The following is an 18,353-nucleotide window of genomic DNA, read 5'->3' as shown; positions in this document are numbered from 1 at the left end:
CACCTGCTCGGCCTGAACGGGGCGCCCTCTTCACGGAGGGCGCCCCGTCCTCGTGCCCGCGGGCCGCTCGTCCCGTTCCTCGCACAAGCGGGCCCTTCGCCCCCCCGCCGGGCGCCCGGCCGAACCGCCCGCCCGCCGGGCCTGAGCCGCCCGCCCGCCGAGCCCGAACCGCCCGCCCGCCGGGCTCAGTTCGCTCTCGGGGGCAGCTTCGGTCTTCTCCTGTCGGGCACGTCCGAGTGGTCCGGCGGGGAGGCCGCGGGGTGGGTGCGGAGCAGGTCGAGGGAGAGCTGGATGGCGTCGTCCAGCTGGGCGTGGCGGCCCTCCGCCCAGTCGAGCGGGGTGCGCAGGATCTCCAGGTCCGGTGTGACGCCGTGGTTCTCGACGGACCAGCCGTACGCGTCGAACCAGGCGGCGTTCATGGGCACCGTGATGACCGTGCCGTCGCCGAGCCGGTGCCGGCCGGTCATGCCGACGACACCGCCCCATGTGCGCTGCCCCACGACCGGCCCGAGCTCCAGCAGTTTGAAGGCGGCGGTGATCATGTCGCCGTCGGAGGAGGTGGCCTCGTCGGCCAGGGCCACCACAGGACCGCGCGGGGCGTTCGAGGCGTACGACACCGGCTGGGCGTCGCGTGTGAGGTCCCAGCCGAGGATCGTGCGGGTCAGCTTCTCGACGACCAGTTCGCTGATGTGGCCGCCCGCGTTGCCCCGTACGTCGACGATGAGGGCCGGGCGCGAGACCTCCATCCGCAGGTCGCGGTTGAACTGGGCCCAGCCCGAGCCGCCCATGTCCGGGATGTGCAGATAGCCGCAGTGCCCACCGCTCAACTCCCGCACCACCTGGCGGCGTTTGGCCACCCAGTCCTGGTAGCGCAGAGGGCGTTCGTCGATCAGCGGGACCACGGCCACCCGGCGGGAGCGGCCCTCGCCCTCCGCCGGGGTGAAGGTCAGCTCGACCGTCGTACCGCCCGCGCCCGCGAGCAGCGGATACGGTCCGGTGACGGGGTCCACCGGCCGTCCGTCGACGTGGGTGAGGACCGCGCCCTCGCGGATGCCGGTGCCGGCCAGCGGCGAACGCGCCTTGGAGTCGGACGAGTCACCGGGCAGGATCCGCTTCAGCATCCAACTGCCGTCACGACAGACGAAGTTGGCACCGAGCAGGCCCTGCCAGCGCTGATAGTGGGACGGCCCCTCGTTGCGGCGCGCCGGGCTCACGTACGCGTGCGAGGTGCCCAGTTCGCCGAGCACCTCGCGCAGCAGGTCCGCGAACTCGTCCGGGGAGGAGACCCGTTCGACCAGGGGGCGGTACTGCGCCAGGATCGCGTCCCAGTCGATGCCGCACATGTTCGGGTCCCAGTAGTAGGCGCGGATGATGCGGCCGGCCTCCGCGTAGGCCTGGCGCCACTCGGCGCACGGGTCCACCTCGTGCAGGATGCGGCGCAGATCGATCCAGACGGTGGAGTCGCTGTCGCCGGACTCGGTGGACGGCACGGCGCGCAGGTCGCCCTCGTCGACGACGACCAGCCGGGACCCGTCGCCGCTCACCGCGAACCAGTCGAGGTGGTCGACGAGTTCGGACTTCTTACCCTTGGTGATGTTGAAGAACTCCAGGGTCGGACGGCCTGTCGTGTCGTCCGGGTTGGCGAACGTCTCGCCCAGGGCGCCGGAGATCGGCCAGCGCAGCCAGACCAGACCGCCGCCCGAGACCGGGTGCAGCGCCGAGTACTTGGAGGCCGTGACCGGGAAGGGGGTCACCCGGCTCTCCAGGCCCTCGAGTTCGACGGTCGTCGCGCTGCCGTCGCCTGCCCCGTCCTCGACCGGGTCGAGGCCTCCCGCGGCGGGCCGCCCGTCGGGGTTCAGCGCGAACGGGGACGGGGTGGCGGAGGACAGGGGCACGAGGTAGGGGCGGCAGCCCAGCGGGAAGGACAGGTCCCCGGTGTGCACGTCGTACACGGGGTCGAAGCCGCGCCAGGACAGGAACGCGAGATAGCGGCCGTCCCGGGTGAACACCGGGTTCTCGTCCTCGAAGCGGCCGTTGGTGACGTCGACGATCAGCCGGTCCTTTATGCGCGCCATCTTGATCTGGCGCAGGGAGCGGCCGATCCCGGGATGCGACCAGGTCAGCCAGGCCCCGTCCGGGGAGAAGGCGAGGTCCGTCACGGGTCCGTTGATGGACTGGATGAGCTCGACGACCTCCCCCGCACCCGACGTCGCGCCATCCCCGGCCGGGCCCCGGCCGTCCTCGTCCCCGCCGTCCTCTCCCTCCCCGGACGCGGACCCGGCCCGCGAGGCACCACCGGACGCCCCGAGGTCACCGGATTCCCCGGCCTCACCCTCCCCGGAATCCCCGGCCTCCCCCGTCTCCTCCGCCTCGTCCATCTCCCCTTCCTCGTCGAGCACGCCGAGCCCCTCCGCCTCACCGGGCTCCTCCGTGGCGTCGAGCAGCAGCAGCCGCCCGTCGTTCGAGGCGATGGCGAGGCGTTCGCCCTGGGGGTCCGACACCAGTTCCTGTACGCGGCCGAGGCGGCCGGAGGCGAGGCGGCGCGGCTCACGGGCGCCGCTCGCGCGCGGCAGGTAGGCGATCTCGACGGCGTCCTCGCCGTCCGCATCGGTGACATAGGCGACCTGGCCGCCCGAGCCGAGCATCTCGGGGAGCCGGACCCGTACGCCCGGGGTGTCCGAGATGGTGCGCGCCGGGCCGTCGCGGTGGGTGAGCCAGTACAGGCTGCCGCGTACGACGACGGCGCCGGCCCGGCCCGTCTCGTCCACGGAGATGCTGTCCACGTGCTGGGCGGCCGGCACCGGGTAGGAGCGCCGCCCCGCGCGCGGACCGCCCAGGACGACGTCGATCCGGCGCGGGACCGACTCGGGGGACAGGTTGTCGACGATCCACAGGTCGCCCGCGCACTGGTAGACGACCCGGGTGCCGTCCGAGGACGCGTGCCGGGCGTAGAAGGCGTCGTGGTCGGTGTGACGGCGCAGGTCGGCGCCGTCGTACGAGCACGAGTAGAGGTTTCCGACGCCCTCGTGGTCGGAGAGGAACGCGATGCGCCCGCCGACGAACATCGGGCAGGCGAGATGGCCGCCGAGCTCCGCGACCAGTTGCCGGCCGTGCAGCCAGATGCGGCCCATGGCCCCGCCCCGGTAGCGCTTCCAGGCGGCCGGTTCGTGCGGCGGGGTGCCGGTGAGCAGCAGGGTCCTGCGCTCGCCGTCGATGTCGGCGACACCGATGTCCGAGACCGGGCCCCAGGGCTGCTTGCGGCCGGGGTCGCCGTCGGTGGGGACGGAGTAGGCCCAGGTGAAGTACGAGAAGGGCTGGCCGTGCGAGGCGACGGCGAGGATGTCGCCCTCGGGGGACCAGCCGCACACCTGGGTGTCGGCGCTGCCCCAGTAGGTGAGCCTGCGGCCGGGTCCGCCGTCCACCGGCGCCAGGTGGATCTCCGGGACGAGGCTGCGCCAGCTCGTGTACGCGATCCGCCGGCCGTCGGGGGAGAAGCGGGGGTGGCCGACCTTGGTGCGGTCGACGGTGAGCCGCCAGGCGCGTCCGCGGTCGCCGAGCGGGGCCAGCCACAGGTCGTCCTCGGTGACGAAGCACAGCCGGTCGCCGCTCAGATGCGGGAAGCGCAGATAGCCGGGGGAGTTCTCGTCCGTCGTCGCGTTCTCGTACTCGTGGCTCACCTCCCCATGCTTTTCCGCTGGAGTGACCCCGGCAACTCGTGGCACGGGGGGCGCGTTGTGGGACGTGGGAGCGGACGAGGATACGGATGGTGCGCACGGGGCGCCCCCGGAAACGTACGCGCCCCCTATGCGACCCCACACGCGACCGGCACGGTGACCCCATGCGCGACCCGGCACGGTGACCCCGCGCGTGACCCGGCACGTGCCATGACCCGGCACGTGACCCAGCACACGTACGAAACGGTTTCGTTTCGCTGGCCCCCGGGGGTATCTTCAGGGCATACGAATCCGTGTCGTTCGAAGCGGGAGAGGTGAGTGCGATGGCTGAAGCCGCAACGGCGCGACGCAGTCGGATCACGCCCGAGCGTGAGGCCGAGCTCTACACGGCCGTGCTCGACCTGCTTCGGGAGGTCGGCTACGACGCCCTCACGATGGACGCCGTCGCGGCCCGTACCCGTTCCAGCAAGGCCACCCTCTACCGCCAGTGGGGCGGCAAGGCCGAGCTCGTCGTGAAAGCGCTGCGGCACCAGAAGCCGCTGAAGTTCTCCGACATGGACACCGGGAGCCTGCGGGGCGACTTCCACGCCCTGGCCCTGCGCCAGGACGACTGCCAGATGGAACAGGACTCCGCGCTGATGCGGGGCCTGGCCATGGCGGCACACGGGAACCCGGATCTGCTGAAGGCGTTCCGGGAATGGCTGATCGAGCCGGAGTTGGAAGAGCTGCGCCGGGTGCTCCAGCGCGGTGTCGACCGAGGTGAGATCCGTGCGGACAACCCGGCGATGGAGTACGTGATGCACATGCTCATCGGCGCCTTCGCCGCCCGCACCATGATCGACGAACTCCCGCCGACGCAGGCCTTCCTGCATTCGTATGTCGACGCCGTGGTCCTCCCCGCTCTCGGCGCCTGACGCCCCACCCCCGACCTGCCCCACCCGGCCGGATCCCTGTCGTCGCACCCGGCGAGCAGACCTCCGCCCTCGCACCTGACGCGCCGCTCACGTCGTCGGGCTGATCCCCCCTGCCCCCACTCGGGTGATCACACCAGCCCCTGCCCTTCCACGACCTGACCGGGAGTACGCCCTCGTGGCCACGTTCCTCTACAAACTCGGCCGACTCGCCTTCCGGCGTCGGCATTTCGCCGCCCTGATATGGGTGGCGCTGCTGACCCTCGCGGGTGTCGGCGCAGCCTCCGCGCCCGTCGCGGGATCGTCCTCCTTCTCGATCCCCGGCACCGAGGCGCAGAAGGCCTTCGACCTGCTGGAGAGCCGCTTCCCCGGAATGAGCGCCGACGGGGCGACCGCACGCGTCGTCTTCAAGGCGCCCGCCGGCGAGAAGATGGCGGACAAGGACAACAAGGCGGCGGTCGAGCAGGCCGTCAAGGTGCTCGGCACCGGTTCCGAGGTCACCTCCGTCACCGACCCGTTCAAGATCCACGCCGTGAGCAAGGACGGCTCGATCGCCTACGCCTCGGTGAGGTACCAGGTCTCCGGCATGGAGCTGAAGGACGCCTCGAAGGACGCCCTGAAGGCGGCCGCCGAGGACGCCCGGCACTCGGGCCTGACCGTCGAGGTCGGCGGTGACGCGCTCCAGGCGACGCCCGAGACCGGTTCCAGCGAGGTCATCGGCATCGCGATCGCCGCGGTCGTCCTCGTCATCACCTTCGGCTCCCTGATCGCGGCCGGACTGCCGCTGCTGACCGCGCTGATCGGCGTCGGCATCGGCGTCTCGACGATCACCGCGCTCGCCAGCGCGCTCGACCTCGGCTCCACCACGTCCACCCTCGCGATGATGATCGGCCTCGCGGTCGGCATCGACTACGCCCTGTTCATCGTCTCCCGCTACCGGGCCGAACTGGCCGAGGGCCGCGAACGCGAGGACGCGGCCGGACGGGCCGTCGGCACCGCGGGCTCGGCCGTGGTCTTCGCGGGCCTGACCGTCGTGATCGCGCTGGTCGGACTGTCGGTCGTCAACATCCCGATGCTCACCAAGATGGGCGTGGCCGCGGCGGGCACGGTCGCCGTCGCCGTCCTCATCGCCCTGACGATGATCCCCGCGCTGCTCGGCTACGCGGGCCGCAGGGTCCAGCCGGCCGGGCAGAAGAGCAGGCTGCTCGGCGGCGGCCGTGCCGCCAAGAAGCAGGGCAGGCCCAACATGGGCACGCGCTGGGCGAGCTTCGTCGTCCGCCGTCCGCTCGCGGTGCTGCTGCTCGGCGTGGTCGGCCTCGGCGCGGCCGCGGTCCCGGCCGCCTCGCTCCAGCTCGGCCTGCCCGACGACGGCTCGCAGCCGGTGTCCACCACCCAGCGCCGCGCCTACGACCTGCTCTCGGAAGGCTTCGGGCCAGGCTTCAACGGCCCGCTGATGGTCGTCGTCGACGCCAAGGCGAGCGACGCGCCCAAGACGGCGTTCAGCACGGTCCACGACGAGATCAAGGACATGAAGGGTGTCGTGAGCGTGAGTCCGGCGGCCCCCAACAAGGCCGGCGACACCGCGATGATCACGGTGATCCCCGACTCGAAGCCGTCCTCCGTCACGACCGAGGACCTCGTCCACACGATCCGCGGCGCGGGTTCCGGCATCAAGGCCGAGACGGACGCGACGGTGCTCGTCACCGGCTCCACGGCCATGAACATCGACTTCTCGCAGAAGCTCAACGACGCGCTGATCCCGTATCTCGCGCTCGTGGTCGGTCTCGCGTTCCTGCTGCTGATCGTGGTGTTCCGCTCGATCCTCGTTCCGCTGAAGGCGGCCCTCGGCTTCCTGCTCAGCGTGACGGCGGCCCTCGGCGCGGTCGTCGCGGTCTTCCAGTGGGGCTGGCTGTCCGGGCTGATGGGGGTCGAGGAGACCGGCCCGATCATGTCGATGATGCCGATCTTCATGGTGGGCGTGGTCTTCGGTCTGGCCATGGACTACGAGGTGTTCCTCGTGACCCGTATGCGGGAGGCCTTCGTCCACGGCGAGAAGCCCGCCCAGGCGATCGTGACCGGCTTCAAGCACGGCGCCCGGGTCGTCACCGCCGCCGCGGTCATCATGATCGCCGTGTTCTCCGGATTCATCGGCTCCAGCGAGTCGATGATCAAGATGATCGGCTTCGGACTCGCGATCGCCGTCTTCTTCGACGCGTTCGTCGTACGGATGGCGCTGGTCCCGGCGGTGCTCGCACTGCTCGGCCGACGGGCCTGGTGGCTGCCGAAGTGGCTGGACCGGGTGCTGCCGAACGTCGACGTCGAGGGTGAGGGACTGCGCGCGCTCGACGAGAAGCCGCGCGACGACGACCGCGACCGGAAGCTGGTCGGCGTCTGATCCGCGACCGGAAGCCGGTCCGCGTCTGATCCGCGACCGGCTCTCCGGACCGATCCGGGTTCAGTGAGCCACCGGGGTGGCGGCCGTGTACGTACGGCGGAGGAAACGCATGAGCGCCTTCGTGTCGAGCTGCACGACCGCCACCCCTTGCGCGGAGTGGAACTCCAGGACGGCCTGGACGCGGCCGCACGGCCAGATGCGTATGTCGCCGCTGTCGACGGGCACCCGCAGGCCCCGTTCCAGCAGCTCGCGCTCGAAGATCCATTCATGCGGGCCCGGCAGCGTGATGCGGACCTGCCGCGGGTCCGTCTCCGGGTCGTACCGGAGGGCCACCGGGACGGCCCGGTGTTCGTCGTCGGCGGAGTCGGCCGTGTCCGTGACGATATGAGCGCGTGCGTACTGTTCGACGGCGTGCATGAACCGACTCCTTACGCTGCGTCACCTATGTGGAGGCTGTGAATCCCGTCACCATTCAAATGTCGCACATCTCGCGGAAACCGCTCTCCGGCCGTCCGTGACCCTCCCTCAGAGGACGCCTGCCCGATCGGGCGCCCGCCATGTGTGCGGCGGCGGGCACATCCGCCGCGGCCGTTCGCCGGTCCCGCCTCCCCGCGCCCGTGAAGTGCCCCCGTACGCCTGCGCTTCGCAAGCTGTTCGTCTGATCCTGCTCTTGCAAGTCGTTCGCAACAAGGCACTATCATCGGACGGTGCACGTTCCTGACGGATTCATCAATGCCCCGGTCTCCGCGGCCGCCGGCGTCGTCGCGGCCGGCGCCCTCGCCGTGAGCCTGCGAGGCGCCCGCCGCGAACTCGACGAGCGGACCGCGCCGCTGGCCGGCCTGGTCGCCGCCTTCATCTTCGCCGTGCAGATGCTGAACTTCCCGGTCGCCGCCGGGACCAGCGGACATCTGCTCGGCGGCGCACTGGCCGCGATCCTCGTCGGCCCCTTCACCGGCGTCCTGTGCGTCTCGGTCGTCCTGCTCATGCAGGGCATCCTCTTCGCGGACGGCGGTCTGACCGCGCTCGGCGTCAACATCACCGACATGGCCATCACCACCACGGTCGTCTCGTACCTGGTCTTCCGCGGCCTGGTGAAGGTGCTGCCCCGCAAGCGGCGCTCGATCACCGTCGCGTCCTTCGTCGCCGCCCTGCTCTCCGTGCCCGCCGCCGCCGTCGTCTTCACCCTCGTCTACGCGGTCGGCGGCACCACCGACGTCGCGCTCTCCAAGGTCGCCACGGCCATGGTCGGCGTCCACGTCCTCATCGGCATCGGCGAAGCGGTGATCACCGCGCTCACCGTCGGCGCCGTCGTCGCCGTACGGCCCGATCTCGTGTACGGCGCCCGCGGCCTCCAGCAGCGGCTCAAGCTGCGGGTGAACGGGGAACTCGTCGACACCCCCGCGGCCGTCGCCCCCGCCCCGGCCCGCTCCTCGCACCGCAAGGTGTGGATCACCGGTCTGGTCACCTCCCTCGTCCTCGCCGGGTTCGTCAGCTTCTACGCCTCCGCGAGCCCCGACGGCCTGGAGAAGGTCGCCAAGGACAAGGGCATCGACACCAGGACGAAGCCGCACGCCTCCGAGGACTCGCCGCTCGCCGGATACGGCGTCAAGGACGTCTCCGACGCCCGCCTGTCCGGCGGTCTCGCCGGGGTCATCGGCGTGGGCGCCACCGTCGCCGCGGGCAGCGGCGTCTTCTGGGTGGTCCGCAGGCGGCGCCCGGCCGACACCTCGCCCGCCTCCGTGCCGGACGGCGTCTGACGTGGGAGCGGGCCACGCGCACAAGCTGTACCGGCACGCGGACTCGCCCGTGCACGCCCTGCCGCCGCACACCAAGCTCGCCGCGGCCCTGGCCTTCGTGGTCGTGGTCGTCTCCACCCCGCGCGAGGCGATGTGGGCGTTCGCGCTGTACGCCGTGCTGCTCGCGGTGGTCGCCCACCGGGCCCGCGTACCGGCGGGCGTCCTGCTGCGGCGGCTGCTGATCGAGATCCCGTTCGTCGCGTTCGCGGTGCTCATGCCGTTCGTGGCGGAGGGCGAACGGGTGGACGTGCTGGGGCTGTCGTTGAGCGTGAACGGGCTGTGGGGCGCCTGGAACGTCCTCGCCAAGGGCACCCTCGGCGTCGCCGCCTCCGTCCTGCTGGCCTCCACGACCGGACTGCGCGAACTGCTCCTCGGCCTCCAGCGGCTGAAGCTCCCGCCGCTCCTCGTGCAGATCGCCTCCTTCATGATCCGCTACGGCGACGTCATCACCGACGAGATGCGGCGCATGCGGATCGCACGGGAGTCGCGCGGCTTCGAGGCCCGTGGGGTACGGCACTGGGGGGTGCTCGCGAAATCGGCGGGCGCCCTGTTCATCCGCTCCTACGAACGCGGGGAACGCGTGCACCTGGCCATGGTGAGCCGGGGGTACGCCGGTTCCATGCCCGTCATCGACGAGGTGACCGCGTCCCGGGCGCAGTGGTCGTACGCCCTCGCCCTGCCCTTCGCCGCCCTCGCCGTATGTCTGTTGGGATGGACCCTGTGACGTCTGCCGCACCTTCTCTGGAGGTCTCCGGCCTCGCCTTCGCCTACCCGGACGGGCACCAGGCCCTGTTCGGCGTCGACTTCCGGATCGGCCGCGGCGAGCGCGTCGCCCTGCTCGGCCCGAACGGCGCGGGCAAGACCACCCTCGTCCTGCACCTCAACGGCATCCTGACCGGCGGCGCCGGAACGGTGACGGTCGCCGGACTCCCGGTCGGCAAGCGGCACATGGCGGAGATCCGGCGCAGGGTCGGCATCGTCTTCCAGGATCCGGACGACCAGCTGTTCATGCCGACCGTGCGCGAGGACGTGGCCTTCGGGCCGGCCGCGGCGGGCATGAAGGGCGACGAGCTGGAGGAGCGGGTCCGCACCGCGCTGGAGCGGGTCGGCATGGAAGCCTTCGCCGACCGTCCGCCGCACCACCTGTCCTTCGGGCAGCGGCGCCGGGTCGCCGTCGCGACGGTGCTGGCGATGGAGCCGGAGATCCTCGTCCTCGACGAGCCCTCCTCCAACCTCGACCCCGCCTCACGGCGCGAACTCGCCGACATCCTGCGCTCGTTGGACGTCACCGTCCTCATGGTCACCCACGACCTGCCGTACGCCCTCGAACTGTGCCCCCGTTCCCTGATCCTCAGCGACGGCGTGATCGTCGCCGACGGCGCCACAGGCGGCCTCCTCTCGGACGACGAGCTGATGCGCTCCCACCGTCTGGAGCTGCCCTTCGGGTTCGACCCGCGCTCCGTGACAATGGGGGCGTGACCAAACAAGAGGACGTCGCGCCGCCTGCCGGGTCGCTGCTGCTCGACGACCAGCTGTGCTTCGCGCTGTACGCCGCCCAGCGGGCCGTGACCGCCGCGTACCGCCCGCTGCTGGAGGAGCTCGGCCTCACCTACCCGCAGTACCTCGTCCTGCTGGTCCTGTGGGAGCGTGGCGAGACCACGGTCAAGGACCTGGGTGCCGCCCTGCACCTCGACTACGGCACGATGTCGCCGCTGCTCAAGCGGCTGGAGTCGGCCGGGCTCGTACGCCGTGAACGCTCGGCCGATGACGAGCGCTCGGTCCGTGTCGCCCTCACGGGGCGCGGCGAACTGCTCAGGGAGCGCGCCGAGGACGTGCCGCAGGCGCTGCTGGCGGCGACCGGTCTGAGCGAGGCCGAGGTCACGCGGCTGCGCGAGGAGCTGTGGCGGCTGACGGAGCGCGCGCAGGCGGCGGCGCGCGGGCGCTGACGCGGCGGCGCGCGGGCGGGGACGCGGCGGCGCGCGGGCGTCGGCAGCTCGTTGCCACCCGAGGCTTCCCGGGGTCCATACCGGCCGGTACCTTGTGCACGATGCATTTGTGCGCGATGCGCCGGTGCGCGCTTCTGTTGCCCGCCTTGGGGGAGGTCCTGCCGTGATCGACGGCGCCGTAGTCGACACCCGTCCGACGAAGATCATGTATGTCGCCGAGGCGACCGCCCACGGCGGCCGCGACGGCTTCGTGACCAGTCAGGACGGGCAGCTCGAACTGAAGGTGGCGATGCCCCCGGCGCTGGGCGGCGACGGCAACGGCACCAACCCGGAGCAGCTGTTCGCGGCCGGGTTCAGCGCCTGCTTCCACAACGCGCTGGTGCTGGTCGGCCGCCGCGCCGGCCTCGACCTCTCCGGCTCCACGGTCGCGGCCAAGGTCGGGATCGGCCCCAACAAGCGGCACGGCTACGGACTCGCGGTCGCCCTGAGCGTCTCGCTCCCCGTCCTCGACGAGGAGGTGGCGGCAGGACTCGTGGACGCCGCCCACGAGGTCTGCCCGTACTCGAACGCCACCCGCGGCAACATCGAGGTCACGATCCTGCTGGGCTAGCCGCCCTAGGAATCCAAGGCCGCGGACGCGTGTTCCACTCACCATCGGCAGTTTCGGCGGTGGTGAGGCGACAGGGAGCGCGGGCGTGGACGTGAACGGCACAGTGGCGGAGGGTTTCGAACCGGTCAGGGAGGCGTTCGCGGCCAACTTCGCGGCACCCGGGGACCGGGGCGCCGCCGTCACCGTGTACCGCGACGGGCACAGGGTCGTCGACCTGTGGGGCGGTACCCGTGACGTCGACGGCACCGAGCCCTGGCAGCCCGGCACCGCGCAGATCGTCCGCTCCGCGACGAAGGGGGTCGCGGCCGCCGTCCTCCTGCTGCTCGCCCAGCGGGGGCAGCTCGACCTCGACGCGCCGGTCGGCGCCCACTGGCCCGAGTACAAGGCACGCGGCAAGGAGCACACGCGCGTACGGCATCTGCTCGCGCACCGCGCCGGGGTCCCCGTCCTCGACCGCCCGCTCACCCCCGCCGAGGCAGCCGACCCCGACCGCGCGGCCGCCGCGGTGGCCGCCCAGACGCCCGTGTGGGAGCCCGGCACCGAGCACGGGTACCACGCGCAGACCTACAGCTGGCTGACCGGCGAGCTGGTCCGGCGGGTCACCGGGCGCACGATCGGCCGGTGGATCGCGGAGGAGATGGCCGGGCCGCTCGGTCTCGACCTGTGGGTCGGGCTTCCGGAGGCGGAGGCCGGCCGGGTGGGCCGGGTCGCGCAGACCGAGGCGCCGTCCACGCCGGGCGGCCTCAGGACCCGCCCCAAGCGGGCCGTCTCGGACGCGTACGCCGACCCGGACAGTCTCACCCGCCGCGCCTTCGCCGCGATCACCCCGATGCCCGACGAGAACGACCCCGCCTACCGCGCCGCCGTCCTGCCCGCCTCGAACGGCATCGCCACCGCCGACGGCCTCGCCCGCTTCTACGCCGCGCTGATCGGGGAGGTGGACGGCGTCCGGCTGTTCACCCCGGAGACACTGGCGGCCGCGCGCTCGGAGCAGTCCGCGGGACCGGACCGGGTCCTGGTCGTCAACACCCGCTTCGGCCTCGGCTACATGCTCCACGGCGGAGCCTCGCCACTGCTCTCCCCGGGCTCCTTCGGCCACCCCGGCCGCGGCGGCGCCCTCGGCTTCGCCGACCCCGAGTCGGGCATCGCGTTCGGCTACGTCACCAACGGCTTCCGCAAGAGCGTGACGGCGGACGCGCGGGCCCAGGCGCTGATACGGGCGCTGCGCACGTCCGTCGCGGGGTAGCCGCCCGGCCGGGTCGCCGTCCGGGAGGCGGGGTGGGCTGAGGCGCGTCTACCCGGCCCCCGTGTGCAGCATCAGACCTATCCCCGCGACCAGGAGACCCGCCGCCGCGATCCGGGGTGCGCCGAACCGTTCCTTGAAGAAGACGGCCCCGATGGCCGCGCCGACGATGATCGAGGACTCCCGCAGCGCCGCGACCGGTGCCAGTTCGGCGCGGGTCTGGGCCCACAGCACCAGGCCGTAGGCCGCGACGGAGAGGACCGCGCCGAACAGGCCGACGGCGGCGTGCGGCCGGAGCAGCGAGAGCGTCTCGCCGCGCCTGCGGTGGAGCATGTACGCGGGGATGGCCACACCCTGGACCGTCATCAGCCAGGCGATGTACCCGAGGGAGGTGCCGGAGGCGCGGACGCCCAGGCCGTCGACGACGGTGTACCCGGCGATCGCCACACCGGTCGCGAGAGCGGCGCCGATCGCGGCCCAGTTCGGGCGCCGGCCGCGCAGACCCCACAGCGCGACCCCGGTCAGTCCGGCGCAGGACAGCGCGACACCGGAGGCCGCCCAGCGGTCGGGCACCTCGTGGGCGAAGACGGCCGCGAGCACGGTGACGAGCAGCGGGGCGGTGCCGCGCGCGATCGGATACGCCTGCCCGAAGTCGCCGAGCCGGAAGGAGCGCATCAGCAGCAGCATGTAGGTGACGTGGACGCAGGCCGAGGCCAGCAGGTACGGCCAGGCCGCGGCCGCGGGGAGAGCGACGAACGGCGCCATGGCCAGTCCGACGAGCATCCCGCCCCCGGCGATCAGCGTGAAGCCGACGAGTTTGTCCTCGATGCGGTGGGCGAGCGCGTTCCAGCCGGCGTGGGTGACCGCGGCGAGCAGGACGGCCGCGGCGACGAGCGGGGTCACGCCATCGACTCGCGCACGTCCACCAGCGTTCCGTCCGCCTGCGCGACCAGACTCCTCGGGTCCATCGGGAAGACGGTGAACGGCACCCCCGCCGAGGTCCAGACCGTGTCGTGGCCGAGCAGCGAACGGTCCACCAGGACGCGGGTCTTCGTCAGGTGCCCGAAGGGCGGCACGGCGCCCGGCCCGTACCCGGTCGACTCGCGCACGAGGCGGCCCCCGGCCCGGGTGAGTTTCTCGGCGCCCAGCTCCCGGCGTACGCGTTCCATGTCGACGTGCGACGCGCCGTCCAGCAGGACCAGCACAGGAACCCCGTCCGCGGCGAAGAAGAGCGAGGTGCAGATCTGGCTCGGCTCGCAGCCCAGCGCCGCGGCGGCCTCGGCGGTGGTGCGGATCGCCTCGGGGAAGCGCCGGACCCTTCCGATCACCTCGCCGAGCCCTCGTTCCCGCAGGGCCTGCGCGAATCGGGGGTCGGGGTCGCTCACCACGGACGGCCGGCCCTCGCCGGCGTTCTGCTCGCTGACGTTCATGCAGGGCACGCTAGCGGCCGGTGTATCGGCCACGCGACCGGCCCCCGGCGGTCCGCCGCGACGGCGGGTCGTGGTCGGCCCCGGCCGGCCTGGGTCAGCCGCCCGAGCCCGCCTTCAGGAGGGCTGCCACGATCGGGCCCGCCGTGGTGCCGCCGTGGCCGCCCTGCTGGACCACGCCCGCGCCCGCCAGGTCACCCTTCCAGGCCGTGAACCAGCCGTTGGGCTGCTTCTGGTTGTCGACCTCCGCGGAGCCGGTCTTGGCGCCGAAGTCGGGGCCGAGTCCGGCCATGGCCTCGGCGGCGGTGCCGGCGGCGGCCGTGTACTGCATGACCTCGCGCAGCTGGGCCAGGGTGGTCGCCGACATCGTGCGGGACGCCTTGGCGAGCGTGCGGTGGTCGACCGACGCGGCGACCAGGTAGGGCTGGTGGAAGGCGCCGGACTGGACCGTGGAGGCGACGGACGCCATGTTCAGCGGGTTCATGCGGACCCCGCCCTGGCCCATCAGCGAGGCGGCCATCTGCGCGGCGCTCTGCACCGGCACCGAACCGTCCACCGAGGGCACGCCGATGGCCCAGTTGTTCATGCCGAGGCCGAAGACCTGCTGGGCCTGCTTGGTCAGGTCGTCGTCCTTCAGCTTCTTGGCCTGGGTGATGAAGGCCGTGTTGCAGGACCGCGCGAAGCTCGCCTTGAACGTGCCGTTCTTGATCTCGAAGTCGTCGTCGTTGTGGAACTTCCAGCCGCCGTACGTCGCCGTCTTGGGGCAGGGGTGCGGCTTGTCGGGGGAGGCCAGGCCCTTCTCGAAGAGCATGGACGCCGTGATGACCTTCATCGTGGAGCCGGGCGCGAGCGAGCCCTGGAAGGCGGTGTTGAAGCCGTGGTCGGTGTTCGCGACGGCGAGGATCTCGCCCGTCGAGGGGCGCATCAGGACCACCGACGCCTTCGGCTTGGCGGCCACCAGACGCTCGGCCTGCGCCTGGAGGGTCGGGCTGAGCGTCGTCTGCACCTTGCCCGGGGTGCCCGCGCTGAGGGTCAGCAGGGTCTTGTCCGGGGTCTTCTGGGTGCCCTTCGCCGCGGCCTTGCGGACCACGCGCAGCTCGATGCCCGCCTTGCCGCCGGCCGTCTTGCCGAACTTCTCGCGCAGCCCGTCGAGGACGGTGCCGAGGGAGGGGTACTTGGCGGCGGTCAGCTCGCCGCCGTGCCGGTCCAGGGCGGTGATCGGCGGTGTCCCGGCGTCGCCGGTCACCAGCCGGTCGCCGTCGCCGAGGTCCGGGTGGACGACGGACGGCTTCCAGCCGACGATCGCGACCCCGTCCGCGTGCCGCCGGACGACCGTCAGCTTCGAGGCGTACGACAGCGGCTTGGTCAGGCCCTTGTAGGTGACGGTGGCCTTGACGGTGAAGGGGACGTCGGCGCCCGCGTGCTTGCCGCCGGTCACGGTCACGCCGCTGATGCGGGCGTCCTTGGTGAAGCCGGTCAGGGTGGTCGTGGCGGCGGCCGAGTCGTCGGTGGCCGCGGCCGCCCGGGCGACGTCCCCGTTCTCCCAGGCGGTGAGGAAGGCGGTGGAGGCCATGGTGACCTCGGAGGCGGACAGGGGGCCGGTCTTGACGGCCTTGCGGGTGGTGGCCGTGATCCCCTCGCCGGCCGCCGCACCGCTGCCGTAGAGACCGTAGACGCCCAGTGCCCCGCCGACGACGGCCACGGCGATCACCCCGCCGAGTACGGCGGGCTGCTTCGTCTTCCGTCGCTCGGCGACGCGCCTTCTCTTGCCCACAGCCCTGTGTCCTCCGCCGTCCCCTGGTGCCCCGCGATGCCTTGTGATGCCCCCGTGCTCACGTGCCCCTCGTTTCTCACGAGAAGCACCACCCTAGGGTCACCTCCTGTGCGCAGCGACGTCAGCCGCCCGTTCGTAGCACAGCTGCGACGATCGGGCCCGCGGCCTGGCCGCCGTGGCCGCCCTCCTGGGTCATGGCGGCGGCCGCCATGTCGTTGCGGTAGCCGGTGAACCAGCTGTTGGACTTGGCCTGGCCGTCGACCTCGGCGGAGCCGGTCTTGGCCCCGACGCTGCCACCGAGCCCGGCCATGACCTGGGCCGCGGTGCCGCTGACGGCCGTGCGGTTCATCATCGCGCGCAGCTGGGCGACCGTACCGCCGGACAGGCCCTTGGCGGTGGCCAGTTCACGGCCGTCCAGGGAGCGCGGCACGATGACCGGCTGCCGGAAGACGCCCGTCATCGCGGTGGCCGTGACCGACGCCATGTTCAGCGGGCTCATCTGCACCTGGCCCTGGCCGATCATGTTGGCCGCGGTGTCCGGGCCGCCGGAGGCGGGGACCGAACCGTCGAAGGACTCGATGCCGGTCTTCCAGTTGTTCTGGCCGAGTCCGAAGCGCTGCTGGGCCTCATTGGTCAGCGAGTCGACCTTCACATCGTCCGCGTACTTCACGAAGGCGGTGTTGCACGAGCGCGCGAAGCTGTCGGAGAGCGTGGCGTCCAGCTGCGGCTTCATGCCCACGAGGTTGTGGAAGGTCTGGCTCTGCCAGGTCGCGGTGGGCGGACAGGTCGCGGGCCCGTTGGCTGTCGTGATGCCGTTGTCGATGAGGGTCGCCGCGCTGATGATCTTCATCGTGGAGCCGGGCGCGAGCTTGCCGAGGAAGGCGGCGTTGAAGCCGTCCTCGCGGTGGTTGGCGACGGCGAGGACCTCTCCGGTGCTGGGCTTCACCGCCACCACGGAGGACTCGGCGTACTGGGTGACGGCCTTCTCCGCCGCGGCCTGGGCGCTCGCGCTGAGGGTCGTACGGACCTTGCCCGCCCGCCCCTTGGCGAGGGTGAGCAGGGTCGTGTCGCCCGTGTCCTCGCCGCCGTGCCGGATCGACAGCTCGACGCCGGGCGTACCGCCCGCCTTGTCGCCGTACTTCTCGCGCAGCGCGTCCAGGATCGGCCCCAGGGACGGGTACTTCTCCTTCGTCAGGACAACGTTGTTCCGGTCCACGGCCTCGATCGCCGGGCTCGCGGACTCGCCCGTGACCAGGGTGTCCCCGTCCTTCAGCTCCGGGTGGACGACCGAGGGCTTCCAGTCGACCAGCGCCTTGCCCGTGGTCTCGCCGCGCACGACGGTCAGTTCGGAGTCGTACGCGAACGGCTTGCTCTTCCCGTCGTAGGACACCGTCGCCCGGACGGAGAACGGCACCGTGGCCCCGGACGCGGCGCCCGGGGTGATCCGCACGTCGGTCAGATGCGCGTCGGCGCGGTAGCCGGCGAGCAGCCCCTCGGCGTTCGACGCGTAGTTCGTGTACGCGGCCGCCTTGGCCGCGTCGCCCTTCTCCCAGGCCGCGAAGAACGCGCGGCTGGCTTCCTCGACCTCGGCGCCGCTCGGTGGCCCGGTCCGCACCGGGGCGGGCCCGCCGGCTCCCGTGCCGCCGTCCCCGCCGATCGCCGTCACCACGTTGTAGGCGCCGTATCCGGCGCCGCCCACCATCACCGCGAACACACTGCCTATGACGGCAGCCCTGGCCCCCTTGCGCATGGTGCGAATCCCTCCCCGTGAACCCTCCTCCGAACTTCTGAACGCGTTCAGAAAAGCCGGTCCACTCCGCACTGTAGGGGCGGACGGGATGCGTGGTGCAGACCTTCGCCGAATTGTTGCCCAAACCAGAGAACGCACCCATGAACGTCGTTCACGGATGCGCCCCTGGGCTTCTACCAGTCGGTCAGGTCGACGAGCAGATCGCAGTGCGGGTCGTCCGGTGCCTGCCGCCGGTACCGCCCCTCCTCGACGAGGGACGGCAGCGAGGCGATGAGCGCGGTCGCCGGTGTCTCGGTCAGGCGGATGTCCACGCCGGCGATGCCGGGCCGGCCGGCGCGCTGCACGTACAGACGCAACAGCCCGTCGCCGTGCATCAGGAAGCCGATCAGGAAGGGGTTCTCGTCCCCACCGGGGTCCGAGAGGGCACGCACGACGGTGAGCGCCCGGCCCTGTTCGGGCTCGGGGTCCGGAGCGATCCGCTCCGGCCGGAGCCGGATGAGGGTCATCCCCATGGCCTCGCCGACGTCGCCGTTGCCGTGGAGCTGGGGCCCGGACAGGAGGGCACGCAGCAGGCCGGGGACGTAGTACGGGGTCACCGTGTCGTTCGGGATCTCGTAGAGGAAGTCCCGGCCGTCCTCGTCGTCCCCGGCGCGGACGGCGACACGTACGGCGCCGGGCGCGGGCAGGACGCCGCGCAGGCGCCAGCCGTCGGCGAGCGGTGCGTTCAGGAAGTACAGCAGGCGGCGGGTGACATCCGCCTGCTGCTCCCGGTCCTCAGGGTCCGTCACGGACGCGCCCCTGCGCTTCTCTTCGCCGGGTCGGGTCGG

15 protein-coding genes are annotated in these 18,353 nt (G+C 72.1%); 8 read left to right on the top strand and 7 right to left on the bottom strand.

Features of this window, described 5'->3' with window-relative positions:
- Positions 1-185: 185 nt before the first annotated feature.
- A complete protein-coding gene (locus WJM95_RS13390; protein ID WP_339129873.1) occupies positions 186-3,677 on the bottom strand; it encodes a S41 family peptidase in 3,492 nt (1,163 codons plus the stop codon).
- Between the two features lie 320 nt (positions 3,678-3,997).
- On the opposite strand from WJM95_RS13390, the gene WJM95_RS13385 reads away from it, so the two are divergent.
- Both WJM95_RS13385 and WJM95_RS13380 read left to right on the top strand, forming a co-directional pair.
- A complete protein-coding gene (locus WJM95_RS13385) occupies positions 3,998-4,588 on the top strand; it encodes a TetR/AcrR family transcriptional regulator (protein ID WP_339129871.1) in 591 nt (196 codons plus the stop codon).
- A gap of 175 nt (positions 4,589-4,763) precedes the next feature.
- Positions 4,764-6,980 (top strand): MMPL family transporter, encoded by a 2,217-nt coding sequence (locus WJM95_RS13380; protein WP_339129870.1) that lies wholly within the window; start codon positions 4,764-4,766, stop codon positions 6,978-6,980.
- A 60-nt stretch (positions 6,981-7,040) separates the two neighbouring features.
- Here the strand turns inward: WJM95_RS13380 and WJM95_RS13375 are convergent, their stop codons facing one another.
- Positions 7,041-7,397, bottom strand: coding sequence for an SsgA family sporulation/cell division regulator (locus WJM95_RS13375; protein ID WP_339129868.1), 357 nt, complete (start codon positions 7,395-7,397; stop codon positions 7,041-7,043).
- 290 nt (positions 7,398-7,687) lie between these two features.
- Between WJM95_RS13375 and WJM95_RS13370 the strand changes: the two genes are divergently transcribed.
- From WJM95_RS13370 to WJM95_RS13345, 6 genes are all read left to right on the top strand, one after another.
- On the top strand, positions 7,688-8,737 hold the full coding sequence (locus WJM95_RS13370; RefSeq protein ID WP_339129867.1) for an energy-coupling factor ABC transporter permease: 1,050 nt from the start codon (positions 7,688-7,690) through the stop codon (positions 8,735-8,737).
- A gap of 1 nt (position 8,738) precedes the next feature.
- Positions 8,739-9,500 carry a cobalt ECF transporter T component CbiQ gene (cbiQ, locus tag WJM95_RS13365; RefSeq protein ID WP_339129866.1) on the top strand — a complete coding sequence of 254 codons (762 nt, stop codon included), beginning with the start codon at positions 8,739-8,741 and terminating at the stop codon, positions 9,498-9,500.
- A complete protein-coding gene (locus tag WJM95_RS13360; RefSeq protein WP_339129865.1) occupies positions 9,488-10,255 on the top strand; it encodes an ABC transporter ATP-binding protein in 768 nt (255 codons plus the stop codon). The genes cbiQ and WJM95_RS13360 overlap by 13 nt, the downstream gene beginning before the upstream one ends.
- Positions 10,252-10,722, top strand: a complete 471-nt coding sequence (locus WJM95_RS13355; RefSeq protein ID WP_339129864.1) for a MarR family transcriptional regulator — start codon at positions 10,252-10,254, stop codon at positions 10,720-10,722. Before WJM95_RS13360 ends, WJM95_RS13355 begins: the two co-directional genes overlap by 4 nt.
- 205 nt (positions 10,723-10,927) lie before the next feature.
- A complete protein-coding gene (locus tag WJM95_RS13350; RefSeq protein ID WP_339135537.1) occupies positions 10,928-11,332 on the top strand; it encodes an organic hydroperoxide resistance protein in 405 nt (134 codons plus the stop codon).
- 85 nt (positions 11,333-11,417) lie between these two features.
- Complete coding sequence (locus tag WJM95_RS13345; protein ID WP_339129863.1) at positions 11,418-12,578, top strand: serine hydrolase domain-containing protein; 1,161 nt, start codon at positions 11,418-11,420, stop codon at positions 12,576-12,578.
- A gap of 48 nt (positions 12,579-12,626) precedes the next feature.
- On the opposite strand, the gene WJM95_RS13340 is transcribed toward WJM95_RS13345, so the two are convergent.
- From WJM95_RS13340 to WJM95_RS13320, 5 genes are all read right to left on the bottom strand, one after another.
- Entirely contained in the window at positions 12,627-13,478 is an 852-nt protein-coding gene (locus WJM95_RS13340; RefSeq protein ID WP_339129861.1) for an EamA family transporter, read from the bottom strand.
- Positions 13,475-14,005, bottom strand: a complete 531-nt coding sequence (locus WJM95_RS13335) for a YbaK/EbsC family protein (protein WP_339129860.1) — start codon at positions 14,003-14,005, stop codon at positions 13,475-13,477. The genes WJM95_RS13340 and WJM95_RS13335 overlap by 4 nt, the downstream gene beginning before the upstream one ends.
- 94 nt (positions 14,006-14,099) lie before the next feature.
- Entirely contained in the window at positions 14,100-15,776 is a 1,677-nt protein-coding gene (locus WJM95_RS13330; RefSeq protein ID WP_339129859.1) for a penicillin-binding transpeptidase domain-containing protein, read from the bottom strand.
- Between the two features lie 121 nt (positions 15,777-15,897).
- A complete protein-coding gene (locus WJM95_RS13325; protein ID WP_339129858.1) occupies positions 15,898-17,526 on the bottom strand; it encodes a penicillin-binding transpeptidase domain-containing protein in 1,629 nt (542 codons plus the stop codon).
- 173 nt (positions 17,527-17,699) lie between these two features.
- Positions 17,700-18,314, bottom strand: coding sequence for a hypothetical protein (locus WJM95_RS13320; protein WP_339129857.1), 615 nt, complete (start codon positions 18,312-18,314; stop codon positions 17,700-17,702).
- Between the last annotated feature and the right edge of the window lie 39 nt (positions 18,315-18,353).

Origin of the sequence: Streptomyces sp. f51, from assembly GCF_037940415.1 — a bacterium.
Taxonomy (GTDB): domain Bacteria; phylum Actinomycetota; class Actinomycetes; order Streptomycetales; family Streptomycetaceae; genus Streptomyces.
The sequence above is the reverse complement of the archived record's forward strand: the minus strand, read 5'-3'. Positions and strand labels throughout refer to the sequence as shown.

Coding starts and splice junctions, on each gene's coding strand:
- WJM95_RS13385 (WP_339129871.1), top strand. CDS start 3,998: ATGGCTGAAGCCGCAACGGCGCGACGCAGTCGGATCACGCCCGAGCGT.
- WJM95_RS13375 (WP_339129868.1), bottom strand. CDS start 7,397: ATGCACGCCGTCGAACAGTACGCACGCGCTCATATCGTCACGGACACG.
- WJM95_RS13360 (WP_339129865.1), top strand. CDS start 9,488: ATGGACCCTGTGACGTCTGCCGCACCTTCTCTGGAGGTCTCCGGCCTC.
- WJM95_RS13350 (WP_339135537.1), top strand. CDS start 10,928: ATGTATGTCGCCGAGGCGACCGCCCACGGCGGCCGCGACGGCTTCGTG.
- WJM95_RS13335 (WP_339129860.1), bottom strand. CDS start 14,005: ATGAACGTCAGCGAGCAGAACGCCGGCGAGGGCCGGCCGTCCGTGGTG.
- WJM95_RS13325 (WP_339129858.1), bottom strand. CDS start 17,526: ATGCGCAAGGGGGCCAGGGCTGCCGTCATAGGCAGTGTGTTCGCGGTG.